The sequence below is a fragment of the Frigidibacter sp. MR17.24 genome (assembly GCF_037095655.1).
Taxonomy (GTDB): domain Bacteria; phylum Pseudomonadota; class Alphaproteobacteria; order Rhodobacterales; family Rhodobacteraceae; genus Frigidibacter.
In genome coordinates, this window is the sequence record NZ_JBAWKE010000004.1 from 227,056 (window position 1) to 240,012 (window position 12,957).

General features: G+C 72.6%; 14 protein-coding genes. 6 read left to right on the forward strand and 8 right to left on the reverse strand.

From position 1 onward, the window contains the following. Nucleotides 1-16: 16 nt before the first annotated feature. Complete coding sequence (locus tag V8J39_RS15480; protein WP_336461830.1) at nucleotides 17-1,000, reverse strand: Bug family tripartite tricarboxylate transporter substrate binding protein; 984 nt, start codon at nucleotides 998-1,000, stop codon at nucleotides 17-19. A gap of 252 nt (nucleotides 1,001-1,252) precedes the next feature. On the opposite strand from V8J39_RS15480, the gene V8J39_RS15485 reads away from it, so the two are divergent. Genes V8J39_RS15485 through V8J39_RS15495 form a run of 3 tightly spaced genes read left to right on the forward strand, consistent with a single transcriptional unit; the run spans nucleotide 1,253 to nucleotide 4,455 of the window. After that, nucleotides 1,253-1,924, forward strand: coding sequence for a response regulator transcription factor (locus V8J39_RS15485; RefSeq protein ID WP_336461831.1), 672 nt, complete (start codon nucleotides 1,253-1,255; stop codon nucleotides 1,922-1,924). Then, nucleotides 1,917-3,365, forward strand: a complete 1,449-nt coding sequence (locus V8J39_RS15490) for a sensor histidine kinase N-terminal domain-containing protein (protein WP_336461832.1) — start codon at nucleotides 1,917-1,919, stop codon at nucleotides 3,363-3,365. Before V8J39_RS15485 ends, V8J39_RS15490 begins: the two co-directional genes overlap by 8 nt. Beyond that, nucleotides 3,355-4,455 (forward strand): ABC transporter substrate-binding protein, encoded by a 1,101-nt coding sequence (locus V8J39_RS15495; protein WP_336461833.1) that lies wholly within the window; start codon nucleotides 3,355-3,357, stop codon nucleotides 4,453-4,455. The genes V8J39_RS15490 and V8J39_RS15495 overlap by 11 nt, the downstream gene beginning before the upstream one ends. 31 nt (nucleotides 4,456-4,486) lie before the next feature. Here the strand turns inward: V8J39_RS15495 and V8J39_RS15500 are convergent, their stop codons facing one another. Further along, nucleotides 4,487-5,344, reverse strand: a complete 858-nt coding sequence (locus V8J39_RS15500; RefSeq protein WP_336461834.1) for a fumarylacetoacetate hydrolase family protein — start codon at nucleotides 5,342-5,344, stop codon at nucleotides 4,487-4,489. A 103-nt stretch (nucleotides 5,345-5,447) separates the two neighbouring features. Here V8J39_RS15500 and V8J39_RS15505 point away from each other — a divergent pair, with 103 nt between their 5' ends. Then, nucleotides 5,448-5,798, forward strand: coding sequence for a DUF2794 domain-containing protein (locus V8J39_RS15505; RefSeq protein ID WP_336461835.1), 351 nt, complete (start codon nucleotides 5,448-5,450; stop codon nucleotides 5,796-5,798). Nucleotides 5,799-5,900: 102 nt separating this feature from the next. On the opposite strand, the gene V8J39_RS15510 is transcribed toward V8J39_RS15505, so the two are convergent. From V8J39_RS15510 to V8J39_RS15520, 3 genes are all read right to left on the reverse strand, one after another. Further along, nucleotides 5,901-6,734 carry a C40 family peptidase gene (locus tag V8J39_RS15510; RefSeq protein WP_336461836.1) on the reverse strand — a complete coding sequence of 278 codons (834 nt, stop codon included), beginning with the start codon at nucleotides 6,732-6,734 and terminating at the stop codon, nucleotides 5,901-5,903. Further along, complete coding sequence (locus tag V8J39_RS15515) at nucleotides 6,731-8,125, reverse strand: leucyl aminopeptidase family protein (RefSeq protein WP_336461837.1); 1,395 nt, start codon at nucleotides 8,123-8,125, stop codon at nucleotides 6,731-6,733. Before V8J39_RS15515 ends, V8J39_RS15510 begins: the two co-directional genes overlap by 4 nt. Nucleotides 8,126-8,369: 244 nt before the next feature. After that, nucleotides 8,370-8,774, reverse strand: coding sequence for a hypothetical protein (locus V8J39_RS15520; protein ID WP_336461838.1), 405 nt, complete (start codon nucleotides 8,772-8,774; stop codon nucleotides 8,370-8,372). A gap of 213 nt (nucleotides 8,775-8,987) precedes the next feature. On the opposite strand from V8J39_RS15520, the gene V8J39_RS15525 reads away from it, so the two are divergent. Continuing rightward, the gene (locus tag V8J39_RS15525; protein WP_336461839.1) at nucleotides 8,988-9,635 is read left to right on the forward strand and encodes a carbonic anhydrase; all 648 of its coding nucleotides are present in this window, start codon (nucleotides 8,988-8,990) and stop codon (nucleotides 9,633-9,635) included. A 126-nt stretch (nucleotides 9,636-9,761) separates the two neighbouring features. Next, on the forward strand, nucleotides 9,762-10,193 hold the full coding sequence (locus V8J39_RS15530) for a DoxX family protein (RefSeq protein ID WP_336461840.1): 432 nt from the start codon (nucleotides 9,762-9,764) through the stop codon (nucleotides 10,191-10,193). Nucleotides 10,194-10,263: 70 nt separating this feature from the next. Here the strand turns inward: V8J39_RS15530 and V8J39_RS15535 are convergent, their stop codons facing one another. The 3 genes from V8J39_RS15535 to V8J39_RS15545 form a co-directional block, all read right to left on the reverse strand. After that, nucleotides 10,264-11,286: an aspartate-semialdehyde dehydrogenase gene (locus V8J39_RS15535; RefSeq protein ID WP_336461841.1), complete on the reverse strand. Its 1,023-nt coding sequence runs from the start codon at nucleotides 11,284-11,286 to the stop codon at nucleotides 10,264-10,266. Between the two features lie 216 nt (nucleotides 11,287-11,502). Continuing rightward, complete coding sequence (locus V8J39_RS15540; RefSeq protein WP_336461842.1) at nucleotides 11,503-12,633, reverse strand: capsular polysaccharide export protein, LipB/KpsS family; 1,131 nt, start codon at nucleotides 12,631-12,633, stop codon at nucleotides 11,503-11,505. A gap of 51 nt (nucleotides 12,634-12,684) precedes the next feature. Next, nucleotides 12,685-12,954 carry a hypothetical protein gene (locus V8J39_RS15545; RefSeq protein ID WP_336461843.1) on the reverse strand — a complete coding sequence of 90 codons (270 nt, stop codon included), beginning with the start codon at nucleotides 12,952-12,954 and terminating at the stop codon, nucleotides 12,685-12,687. Between the last annotated feature and the right edge of the window lie 3 nt (nucleotides 12,955-12,957).

Genomic DNA, 12,957 nt, shown 5'->3' on the forward strand with positions numbered 1-12,957 from the left:
CCGCCGCCGCACGACATCACTTGAGGATGCCGATCTCCTTCGAGATCGCGGTGATCTCGGCGACCGAGTCGGCGACGAAGGCCTGGAACTCGTCGCCCGACAGGTCGAGCGGCGCGATGCCGTTGGTGGCCATCACCTGCTTCCACTCGTCCGAGGCGTAGAGCTTGGCGATCGCGTCGGTCCAGTAGTCGTAGGCCTCGTCCGACATGCCACCCGGCGCGTAGAAGCCGCGCCAGTTCGCGCCCTCGGCGTCGATGCCCTGCTCCTTGGCGGTCGGGAACTGGGCGTAGTCGCCCTCCAGCCGCTCGGGCGCCAGCACCGCGAGGATCTTGATGTCGCCCGAGTCGACGAAGCCCTTGGCCTCCGACAGGTCGCCCGTGAAGGCCTGCAGCGAGCCGCCGAGCAGCTGGGTCACCGCCTCGCCGCCGCCGTCGAAGGCGATGTACTTGACCTTGCGCACGTCCTCGATGCCGGCGGCCTTGGCGGCGATCAGCACCTTGAGGTGGTCCCAGCCGCCCACGGCCGAGCCGCCGCCGATCGAGATCGAGGTCGGGTCCGACTTCATCTTCTCCATCAGCTCGGGCAGCGTGTTGATCGGGCTGTCCTTGGCCACGGCGATCACGCCGTAATCCGCGCCGATCGAGCCGACCCAGCGGACCTGGTCCATGGTGTTGCCCGGGTAGGCGTTCTGCGCGAGGCGGGTCGAGGTGGAGGACGAGGCCGCGACGATCAGGTCGTTGCTGTCCTTGCGCTTGTTGACGACCTCGGCGAAGGCCACGCCGCCGCCGCCGCCGGCGAGGTTGACGACCTGCATGGTCGAGCCGATCAGCTTCTGGTCCTGCAGGACCTTGCCGACCTGGCGGCAGGTGAAGTCCCAGCCGCCGCCCGGGTTGGCGGGGGCGATGCATTCGGGTGCCTCGGGGGTGAAGGCATGGGCGGCCAGCGCCGTGGTGCCGGCCAGGACGGCGGACAGGGCCAGACGGGTGACGATGGTCTTCATCGGTAGATCCTCCTGAATGACGGGACCCGGCCACCGATCGGATCGGCCTCCTTGGCGGGTCGCATATGCCTTGTTATCCGCCAAAGCTGTCACCAAGCTGTCTATCGTTAAGGCAGTTTGAGAAACGGTCCTGCGCGGACCGCGCCGTCTTGCGTCGTCGTGCCGCGCCGACCATTGTGCCGCGCCAGAACGATGGCCCCCGCGAGGGCGGGCAAGACAGCGGAACGGCACGGGACAGGTACGGGGGCACGGATGCGGCTGCTGCTGGTGGAGGACACGCGCGATCTGGCCGAGGCGACGCAGGCGCGCTTCGAGCGCGAGGGCATCGCCTGCGACCTCGCCGGGACCGTCGCCGCGGCCGAGGACTGCCTCGCGGTGCAGCGCTACGATGTCATCGTGCTGGACATCAACCTGCCCGACGGGACCGGGACCGAGCTGCTGGCGCGGCTGCGGGCGCGGGGCGCGCGCGTGCCGGTGCTGATGCTGACCGCCAACTTCTCGGTCGAGGACCGGGTGGGGTCGCTGAACCTTGGCGCCGACGACTATCTGGTCAAGCCCTTCGACCACCGCGAGCTGGAAGCGCGGGTGCGGGCGCTGTGGCGGCGCGAGCAGGGCCAGAAGGGCGGCGAGCAGCGGCTCGGGGGCCTTGTGTGGGATGCGGGCGCGCGGCTGCTGCGGGTGGGCGACACGCCGGTCGCGCTGACGCGGCGCGAGCTGTCGCTGTTTGACATGCTGGCGCGCCAGCCCGGCACGGTGCTGTCGAAGGAGCGGCTGTTCGAGGGGCTTTACACCTTCGACGAGGCCGATGTCGGGCTGAACGCGGTCGAGCTGTACGTCGCGCGGCTGCGCAAGAAGCTTGCCCCCGGCGGGGTGCGGATCGAGACCCAGCGCGGGATCGGCTATCGGCTGGTGGCGGATGGCTGACGAGGCCCCGGCCCCCGGCCCCCTGCCGCGCGAGTCGATCGCGGGGCGGGTCGCGCGCGCGGTGGCGACGCTGCTGCTGGTGGGCGGGGTGCTGGTCGCGGCGGCGGCGCTGGCCTATGGCCGGCAGGCGGCGCGCGACACCTACGACCAGCTGCTGATGGGGGCCGCGGGCGACATCGCCGGCGCGATCAGCGTGCAGGAGGGGCGGATCGCGGTCGACCTGCCGGTCGCCGCCTTCGAGCTGATGGCCTTCGCCGGCGACGACCGCATGGCCTATCGCGTCGTCGGCCCCGATGGCGCGACCGCGACCGGGATGGAGGAGACCCCGCTGCCGCCCGAGCGCCCGCGCGGCGCCGGGGCGCTGGGCCCGCAGTTCTGGGACGGCGATTTCGCCGGCGAGCCCGCGCGCTATGTCGCCGTCAGCCGCCCCTTCGCCGAGCGAGAGCTGTCGGGGACGGTGCGGGTGATCGTCGGCCAGACGCTGCACGCGCGCCAGGCGCTGGCGCATGACATCTCGCGCCGGGCGATGGTGGTGCTGGCCGCCTTCGGCGCGATGATGGTGGCGATGTCGGTGCTGGTGGTGCGCAAGGCGGTGCGGCCGATGGAACGCGCAAGCGCCGCCCTTGCCGCCCGCGACCCCTACGACCTGACGCCGATCCCGCTGCCGGCCGCGCGCGAGCCCGCGGTGATGGTCGCCGCGGTCAATGCGCTGATGGCGCGGCTGGACCGGCAGATGCAGGAGATGCGCGACCTGATCTCGGATTCCGCGCACCAGCTGCGCACGCCGGTCGCGGTGCTGCGGGCGCAGGCGGACCTGGCCGCGGGCGAGCGCGACGAGGCCCGGCGCGCCGCGATCGTCGCGCGCATCCACGACCGCGCCGTCGGGCTCGGCCGGCTTCTGGACCAGATGCTGAGCCGGGCGATGGTCATCCACCGCTCGGGCGCGGCGCGGCGGGTGGCGGTGGACCTGCGCGAGATCGCGCTCGAGGTGTTCGACGAGGTCGAGGCCGACCAGCTGCCGGGCCGGCCTGGCCCCGGGCTGGTGCTGGGCGAGGTGCCGGTGACGGTGCTGGCCGACCGGCTGTCGCTGGCCGAGGCGCTGCGGAACCTGACCAACAACGCCCTTGCCCACGGCCAGGCGCCGGTGCGGATCGGCACCGGGATCGCCGAGACGGCGACGGGCGCCGAGGCCGAGATCTGGGTCGAGGATGCGGGCCCCGGCCCCGCCCCCGAGGTGCTGGCCGCCCGCCGCCGCCGCTTCGCCGCCGCCGGCAACGGCCGCGGCGCCGGGCTTGGGCTGTCGATCGCCGAGGCGGTCGCGGCGGCCTTCGACGGCCGGCTGGACGCGCGCCGGCCGGCGCAGGGCGGCTTTCGGATGGTGCTGGTGCTGCCGCTGCTGGCGGCGGGCCTGCCGGGAACGGAGGATGACGATGCGGCTTAGGGCAGTGCTGATCCGGCTGGCGGCGGGGCTGGGGCTGGGGCTCGGGCTTGCCATGGCCGGCCCCGCGGCCGCGCAGGATGCGGTGTTCACCTATGGCAACCCGCGGCTGGGCGAGCGGCTGGTCGTGCGCTCGACCACGGATGCCGAGGTGCTGGGGCCGGTGATGCAGGATTTCGTCACCGCCAATCCCGACATCTCGATCGTCTACGAGCAGTGGCTGACCAACGAGCTGTACGAGACCGCGCGGGCCGACTGCGCCCGGCGCGCCGCGGGCGGGCTGCGCCCCGGGGCGAGCGTGCTGATCAGCTCGGGCGCGCACCAGCTGGTCGACCTGGTGAACCGCGGCTGCGCCGAGACCGCGACCGGCGCCCGCGCCGAGGGGCTGCCCGAGGCGCTGCACTGGCGCGACGAGCTGTGGGGCATCACGCGCGAGCCCGCGGTGATGGTCTACAACCGCGCGCTGGTCCCGCCCGAGGAGATCCCGCACACCCGCTTCGACCTGCTCGACCTGCTGCGCCGCGACGGCGCGCGCTATCACGGGCGGGTCGCGACCTACGACATCGAGGCCTCGGGGCTGGGCTACCTGTTCGCCTTCGCCGACAGCCAGCAGGCCACGACCTTCGGCTCGCTGCTCGAGGCTCTGGGGCGGGCGCGGGCGGTCGCCACCTGCTGTTCGGCCGAGATCATCGACGGGGTGGCGCAGGGGCGCTGGCTGATCGCCTACAACGTGCTGGGATCCTATGCGCAATGGCGCGCGGCGCAGGACCCGCGGCTGGGGGTCATCGCGCCGCGCGACTACACGCTGGTGCTGAGCCGGGCGTTCATGATCCCGAAGGATGCCACCGCGGCCCCGGCGGCCAAGCGGCTGCTGGCCTTCCTGCTGTCGCCCGAGGGGCAGCTGGCGCTGCGGCGCCGGGCCCTGATCGTCGATGCCGCCGACATGCCCGACAGCGATACCGCCGACGCGTCGGGCCAGTCGCAGCTGCGCCCGATCGGGCTGCGGCTGCCGCTGCTGCTGGCGCTGGACGCGCAGGCGCGCGAGCGCTTCATCGACCGCTGGCGCGAGACCTTCCCGCCGGCCGCGCCCTGACCGCGCGCCGCCGCCGCCGTCGCCGCCGTCGTCAGGCCGGCGCCAGGATGCGCTGGGTCTGCGTGCCCAGCCGGTCGCCGCCCAGCCGCACCACGTCGCCCGCCACGAGGTAGCGCTGCGGCGTCATCCCCAGCCCGACACCGGGCGGCGTGCCGGTGGTGATGATGTCGCCGGGCTCGAGCGTCAGGAACTGGCTGACATAGGCGATCAGGTGCGGGACCTTGAAGATCATCGTCTCGGTCGAGCCGTCCTGCATCATCTTGCCCGAGACCTCGCACCACAGCCGGAGCGCGTCGATGTCGCCGACCTCGTCCGGGGTCACCAGCCAGGGACCGGCCGGGCCGAAGCCGTCGAAGCCCTTGCCCTTGTCCCAGGTGCCGCCGCGCTCGGCCTGCCAGGCGCGCTCGGACAGGTCGTTCACCAGGCAGTAGCCCGCGACATGGTCCAGCGCCGCGGCCTCGTCGATGTAGCTGCCGCCGGTGCCGATCACCACGCCCAGCTCGACCTCCCAGTCGGTCTTGACCGAGCCGCGCGGCAGGGTGACGTCGTCGTCCGGCCCGGCGATGCACGAGGTCCACTTGCTGAACACGATCGGCTCGGCCGGGACCGGCGCGCCGGTCTCGGCGGCGTGGTCGGCATAGTTCAGCCCGATCGCGATGAACTTCGGCGGCCGCGCCACGCAGGAGCCCAGGCGCAGCCCGGCCTGCGGCATGCCCTCGACCAGCGGCAGCGTCGCGGGATCAAGCGCCGCCAGCCGGCGCAGGCTGCCGGGCGACAGCGCCTCGCCCGAGAGGTCGCCGATCACGCCCGACAGGTCGCGCACGCGGCCGTCGACATCCAGAAGGCCCGGCTTTTCCTGACCTTTTTCGCCATAGCGCAGCAATTTCATCGCACGTCCTCCCAAGGCGTCTTCGCGCCTTGGGTAGCACTCCTCGGCGGCGCGGCAAAGCCCGGCCCTTGATTTGCGGCGGCGGTCTTGTCATCTTTCGGTCATGTCGGTGCTCCCGCCCACGCCCTTCCCTGCCGCGCCCGTTCCCGATCGGGTCACCTTCGACCGGGCCGAGCTGTCGGTGCTGCTGTCGCTTTACGGGCGCATGGTCGCGGCGGGCGAGTGGCGCGACTACGGCATGAGCTTCCTGCGCGAGGCCGCCGTCTTCTCGGTGTTCCGCCGCACGGCCGAGAACCCGCTCTACCGGATCGAGAAACGGCCGAAGCTGCGCGCGAAACAGGGGATCTACGCCGTCATCGGCATGGACGGGCAGGTGCTGCGCCGCGGGCACGAGCTGCCGACGGTGCTGCGCGTGCTCGAGCGCAAGCTGATCCGGCCGGTCGACCTCGACTGACGCCGGTCCCGCCGCGGATCCGCCCTGCGGAGAAATTCCCGCCGACATCTGCCCCGAGAGAGGGCCGGCCCGGGCATGGGCCGGCCGCGGCGCGCGCGGCTGTCAGAGACGCTTCACCGCCAGCAGCGGCCCTTCGCCGGCGGCATCGATGCGCGCAAGGCACATCTCGATCCCCTCGTGGCTGACGGCGGCGCGGAAGCCGTTGGCATGGACGAGATGCGCGCCGTCGATCGCCATCGCGACATGGCCGGGCCAGAAGAACAGGTCGCCCCGCCGCCAGTCGCCGGTTTTGGACACCTCGTGGCCCAGCTCGGCCGCCTGCAGGTCGCTGTCGCCCGGGCAGGGCAGCCCGCAGGACAGCAGCGCCGCCTGCACGAGGCCCGAGCAGTCGATGCCCTCGGCCGAGTTGCCGCCCCACAGGTAGGGCGTGCCCAGGAACTTCTCGGCCACCGCGACCGGGTCGGTCTCAAGCTCGGCCACCGGGGCGACATGGGCGCGGGGCACGAACCAGCCCTCGGCGGTTTCGACGAACTTGCCGCTCTCGCCGGTCACGGTGAGGGTGGCGCCGAAGCTGAGGGCCCCCGCGGCGCGGGATTTCAGCGAGGGTTCGGGATAGCAATGCGTCGAGCGGCCGGCGATGCGGTGGGTGGGCTGGGCGTCGGGGCCCAGCGCCGCCTCGGCCAGCCAGCCGCAATAGCCGTCCTTGGCCGCGATCAGGAAGGCCCAGCCCTGCCGCCGCTCGATCACCGTGACGCGGTCGCCGAACAGCAGCTGGCGGTCGCGCGCGCCGCCCGGCGCGGCCAGCAGGTCGACCAGCGGCGCGGTCACGCGCGCGGGCTCGCCCTCGGTGAAGTGCTTCGCCTCGACCACGCCCCTGAGCGAGGCATGGGCCACGCGCGGGGTGGCGGGGGTGGTACGTCGGTCACGCTTGGTCATAGGCCCAGAACCTCGGGGATCGCCTCCAGCAGCGCCCGCGCGCCCTGCCCCACGCCGCCCTTCGGGCGCGCGGGCTGGGCAGCCGGCTGCCAGCCGTAGATATCGAAATGGGCATAACGCGGGGTTTCCGTCACGAAGCGGCGCAGGAACAGCGCGGCGGTGATCGCGCCGGCCATGCCGCCCGAGGGCGCGTTGTCGAGGTCGGCGATGCCGGGTTCGATCAGCGGCTCGTAGGGGTCCCAGAACGGCATCCGCCACAGCGGGTCGCGGGCCGTCGCGGCGCCGCGGGCGATGGCGGTCGCAAAGGCCTCGTCATCGGTGAAGAACGGCGGGATGTCGGGGCCGAGCGCGACGCGGGCGGCGCCGGTCAGCGTCGCCATCGACACGATGAGGTCGGGCCGGCCCTCGTCCGCCAGCGCCAGCGCGTCGGCCAGCACCAGCCGCCCCTCGGCATCGGTGTTGTTGATCTCGACCGTCAGGCCCTTGCGCGAGGTCAGGATGTCCTGCGGCCGGAAGGCATTGCCCGCGACCGCGTTCTCGACCGCCGGCACCAGCAGCCGCAGCCGCAGCTTCAGCCCGGTGGCCATGATCATCCGCGCAAGCCCGATCGTGGTCGCCGCGCCGCCCATGTCCTTCTTCATCAGCCCCATGCTGGACGCGGGCTTGAGGTCCAGCCCGCCGGTGTCGAAGCACACGCCCTTGCCGACCAGCGTCACCGCCGGCCCCTCGGTGCCCCAGGTCATCTCGACCAGCCGCGGCGCACGCGGCGAGGCGCGCCCGACCGCGTGGATCATCGGGAAGCCCTGCGCCAGCAGGTCCTCGCCCCGGATCGCCGAGGCGGTGGCGCCGAACTCCTCGGCCAGCGCGAAGATCGCTGCCTCGAGCTCGTCCGGGCCCATGTCCGAGGCCGGGGTGTTGATCAGGTCGCGGGTCAGCGCCTCGGCCTCGGCGATGGCGAGGATGCGGGCCGCGTCGATGCCCTCGGGTGCGACCAGACGCGCGGCGGGCGCCTTGCCGGCGCGGTAGCGGGTGAAGCGGTAGCCCGCGAGCAGCCAGCCCAGCGCGGCCTCGGCCAGCGCCTCGGGCGGCAGCGCCGTGCCCGCGACCCGCAGCTGCCAGTCGCCCTCGGGCAGGTCGGCCGCGGCGCGGGCCAGCACGAAGCGGCCGCGCGCGCGGGGCCCGGCCTCGCCCAGCCCGGCGACGGCGCCCGCGGGGCGGCCATCGGGGCCCGGCAGCAGGCAGCACTCGCCCGGGCCGGCGGCGAAGCCGGCCGTTTCGAGCCAGGCGGCGACAGGCGCGGGCTGATCCGCGCGGAAGGCCGCGAGATCGGCGGGGGAGACGATGTGCAGCGGCAGGGCTGCGGCGGTGGGGGCGGCAAAGGCGAAGCGCATGGGTCCTCTCGGCGGTCTGCGGGCGGCAGGGCGATGGCGCGGGCGGGTCCCGGGCGGCTTCGCCTGCCGCGTCGGCGCCAGCCTATCCCCTTGCCCGTCCGCCGCAAGCCCCCGTGCCGCAAGCCCCCGTGCCGCCACGGCTCCGTGCCGCCAAGGCCCTATGCTGCCGTGGCCCCGAGCTGCCCTGAGGCCATGCCGGCCTGGCGCCGTGCCCTGCGCGGTGCGGCGGCCCGGCCCGCGCGGATCATCGCCCGGCCCGGCCGAGGATCTCGCCCAGCGCCTGTTCGCCCAGCCGCAACAGCCGCGACAGCACCGCCAGCACGGCGGTGGCGTCGCCCTCTGGCGCGCAGCGCGCCAGCACCTGCGCCGCCCGGCCCAGCGCCACCAGCCCCAGCCGTTCGGCATCGACCCTGACCGCCAGCGCCAGCGGCGCCATGTCGGGCAGCCGCCCGGCCTGCGACAGCGCGCGGATGTCGATCAGCCGCAGCGCGATCGCCTCGACCGTGGCGGCGATCTGCCGCTCGGCCTCCAGCTCGCCCAACACCTCGTAAAGCGCGATCATCACCTGCCGGTCGATCGCCGCCGGGTCCGCACGCGGCACCAGCAGCTGCACGCCGCCCGACGGACGCGCCGTTTCGTCCGGCGCCACCGCACCGGGCCTTCCCTTGAAGAACGTCACCCGACACCCTTTCCCCTTCAGGTGCCCCCACCAGCGGCCGATCCTGACGCAGCTGCGTCAAGAAAGCGTTGCCGCACCCGTTCATTTCCGCTCGAATGCCGCCCGGCGGCGGGATATGCCCTGCCTGACGCGGGTGTCGATCCGCCCCCCCTTTCCGCAGACGGCGCACCAGACGGAGACGACATGCACAACGCCAGACCGCTGCCCAGCTATCTCGTCCATCGCTACCAGGGCTGGAAGGCCACGTCCTTCACCGAGAACCGCGCCTGGTACAAGCGGCTCGCCGACGAGGGCCAGCGCCCGCGCGCGATGATCATCTCGTGCTGCGACAGCCGGGTGCATGTCGGCTCGCTGTTCGGCGCGGATTCGGGCGAGTTCTTCATCCACCGCAACATCGCGAACCTGGTGCCGCCCTACGGGCCCGACGGCAACCAGCACGGCACCTCGGCCGCGGTCGAATACGCGGTGACCGCGCTCAAGGTCGCGCATCTGATCGTCATGGGCCATTCGGGCTGCGGCGGCGTGCAGGGCTGCCACGACATGTGCTCGGGCCATGCGCCGCAGCTGGAGGAGAAGACCAGCTTCGTCGGCCGCTGGATGGACGTGCTGCGCCCGGGCTACGAGCGCGTGGTCTCGCTGCCCGCGGACGAGCAGGTGCGCGCGCTTGAACACCAGGCGGTGATGGTCAGCCTGGAAAACCTGATGGGCTTCCCCTTCGTCAAGGAGGCGGTCGAGTCGGGCCAGCTGTCGCTGCACGGGCTCTGGCACCACCTCGGCGAAGGCACGCTGATGCAATACGACGGCACGATCGGCGCCTTCGAGCCGGTCTGACCGCAGACATCTTCCATTAAGGAAGAACTGAATCGCCTTCCGCCCGGATTATCCCCGCAGCGGAAGGCGCATAGGTTCGGCTTCATCAACAGGACGGCGCACCGCCGCCCGAATGGAGACAGAGCCATGATCGATCACCGTACCGCCCCCTATGCCGCCCTTGCCCTGCGCGTCGCGCTGGGCCTGCTGTTCCTGGCCCATGCCGGGCTGAAGATCTTCGTGTTCACGCCCGCCGGCGCGGCGCAGTTCTTCGCCTCGCTCGGCCTGCCGCCGGTGCTGGCCTACATCACCATGACCTGGGAGGTCGCGGGCGGCCTCGCGCTGATCCTCGGCATCCTGCCGCGGCTGGTGGCGCTGGGGCTGGTGCCGGTGATGCTGGGCGCGATCGTCACGGTGCACGGGCCGGCGGGCTTCTGGTTCACCAACCCGAACGGCGGCTGGGAATACCCGGCCTTCTGGACGCTCGCGCTGCTGGTGCAGGCCGGGCTGGGCGCCGGGGCCTTCGCGCTGAAGCCGACGCTGGGCCGCGCCCCGGCCGACGGCGCCGCCTTCGCCTGAGCGCCGTTCCGGCACGAAAAGGGCCGCGCTTCGGCGCGGCCCGCTGTCGTCCGACCGGCGATCCGGGGGCTCAGCCCTTCTTCAGGCAGCGCCGGCCCAGCGTCTCGGCGATCTGCACGGCGTTCAGCGCCGCGCCCTTGCGCAGGTTGTCGGACACGCACCAGAAGTTCAGGCCGTTGTCGACGGTCGAATCCTGCCGGATCCGGCTGATGTAGGTCGCGTATTCACCGACGCATTCGATCGGGGTGACGTAGCCGCCGGGCTCGCGCTTGTCGACGACCATGATGCCGGGCGCCTCGCGCAGGATGTCGGTCGCCTCCTCCCAGTCGAGGAACTCCTCGGTCTCGATGTTGATCGATTCCGAATGGCCGACGAAGACCGGCACCCGGACGCAGGTCGCGGTGACCTTGATCTTGGTGTCGAGGATCTTCTTGGTCTCGGCGACCATCTTCCATTCTTCCTTGGTCGAGCCGTCGTCGAGGAAGACGTCGATATGCGGGATCACGTTGAAGGCGATCTGCTTGCTGAACTTCTTCGGCGGCACTTCCTGGACCGGGTTGTAGATCGACTTGGTCTGATCCCACAGCTCGTCCATGCCCTCCTTGCCGGCGCCCGACACGGACTGGTAGGTCGAGACCACCACGCGCTTGATCTTCGCGCGGTCATGCAGCGGCTTGAGCGCCACCACCATCTGCGCGGTCGAGCAGTTGGGGTTCGCGATGATCATCCGGTTTGTGTACTGGTCGACCGCCTCGGGGTTCACCTCCGGCACGACCAGCGGGATCTGCGGGTCGTAGCGGTAGAGCGACGAGTTGTCGATGACGACGCAGCCGGCGGCGGCGGCCTTGGGCGCATAGGTCTTCGTCGCGTCCGAGCCGATCGCGAACAGCGCGATGTCCCAGCCCGCGAAGTCGAAGCTGTCGATGTCCTGGATCTTCAGCGTGCGCTCGCCAAAGGACACCTCGGTCCCCTTCGAGCGGCGCGAGGCCAGCACCGCGATCTCGTCGACGGGGAATTCCCGCTCGGCGAGGATGTTCAGCATCTCGCGGCCCACGTTCCCCGTGGCGCCCGCAACGACGACCTTGTAGCCCATGTCCGGACCTCCCGACTCTCAGTTCCGCAGCCCCTTAGCCGAAGCCGGACGCAAGGGAAAGCGAAAGCCTCCGCGCGCCGCCGGCCCGCGGTGGCCCCGCCCCTGCCCCACCCCTGCCCCGCCCCCGCGCCATCCGGCGCCTGCCCCGCGGCAGGGGCGCGGGCCGGACCGCGACCGGCCGCGACGGAGGCGCGCCGCCGGCCGGGTCCGGCCACGTCACCGCCCGAGGATGCGCCGCACCGCCGCCGGGTCGACCTGCCACGCGCCGTCCGGCGTCACCTCGACGCGCGGGTAGTAGACCTGGTCGAGCCAGTTCATGAACCGCGCGCGAAAGCCCGCGTCGAAGCCCAGCGTGCCGGCCCGCCCGAAGATCTCGGCCAGCGCCGCCTCGCTCCCGGCCGGGCAGGTCAGGCCGGGCTGGTTCCAGAAGGCGCGCCCGGTCGCGATCACCGGGCGGTCGTGGAAGAAGGCCTGCAGCCCCATCGAGGAATTGATCGTCAGCACGGCCCGCGCCGCCGCCACCAGCGCGAAGCTGTCGGTCGCGTTGTCGACGACGATCCGCCCCGGCGCCGCCGCCTGCGCCGCGGCAAGCGGCCCGGCCATCGACTGCTTCGCCGAAGGGTGCTCCTTGACGCGCAGCACCCAGCCCGCGGGCAGCGCCGCCGCGGTGCGCCCGAGCGCCGCGACGAAGCCCGCAAGCCCGCCGGCCCAGCCCGCGAACAGCCGCATCTGGCTGTCGTCGGGCACCTGCAGCGGCACGAAGACGAAGGGGGCCGACAGGTCCCCCGCAGCGCCCTGCCCGACATCGGCCCGGCGCGAGACCCGCGCGGTCAGGTCGCGGCCGAGATCGCGCCAGCCCTCGCCCGAGCGCGCGGCCCGCGCCGCCGCCCAGTCGTCGTAGAACGCGCGTCCCCATGGCACCGAGCCCTCGGCATTCACCCCCTCGGGGTCGAGCGTCACCCGCCCCGGGACCGGCGCCAGTTCGAGGTAGAGCCGCCGCGCGCCGGCATCCCGCGCCGCCTGCATGAAGGCCCAGCGGCTGCCGGTCAGCCCGTTCCAGCACATCGCGACATGATCGGGATGGCGGGAGAAATGCGCCCGCGACCAGTTGTACTGCGCCCGGATCAGGGCCCGCTTGGCCACCAGACCCAGCCCGGCCGGCTGCTTCTTGGCGCGCGCGATCGCGGTCTCGGTGCGCGCCGCGGTCTCGGGATGGTCGCGCCACGACAGGCCGATGGCCGCAAGCGGCCGGCCCCGCCCCGCCGCCGCGGCGACCGAGGCGAAGGCGCTGTCCTTCTTGCGGGCATATTCCCGCGGATAGACGAGGGTGACATCAGGGCTGGGCATGGCCCCGACCTATCCGGTCGCGGGCCGGCTGGGAAGCCCGCAGCGGACGGCTCAGCGCTTGCCCTTCAGATGCGTCCAGCAGTCGACGCCAAGCCCCAGCACCAGCGTGACCAGCGCGGCCGCCCCCACCATCTCGAGCTTGCCGAGATCGGGCCACAGGTGCATGTCCGACAGCGCCGGCAGCATCGACACGATCAGCGCCGCCGAGATCGCGTACATCGTCAGGATCGCCCGGGTCTGCGTGCCCGAGGCGGCCAGCGCGACAAGCCGCGGCGGCAGTTTCACGGTCTTCAGCTTGCCGGGTTTCAAAGGCAGTTTCATGCG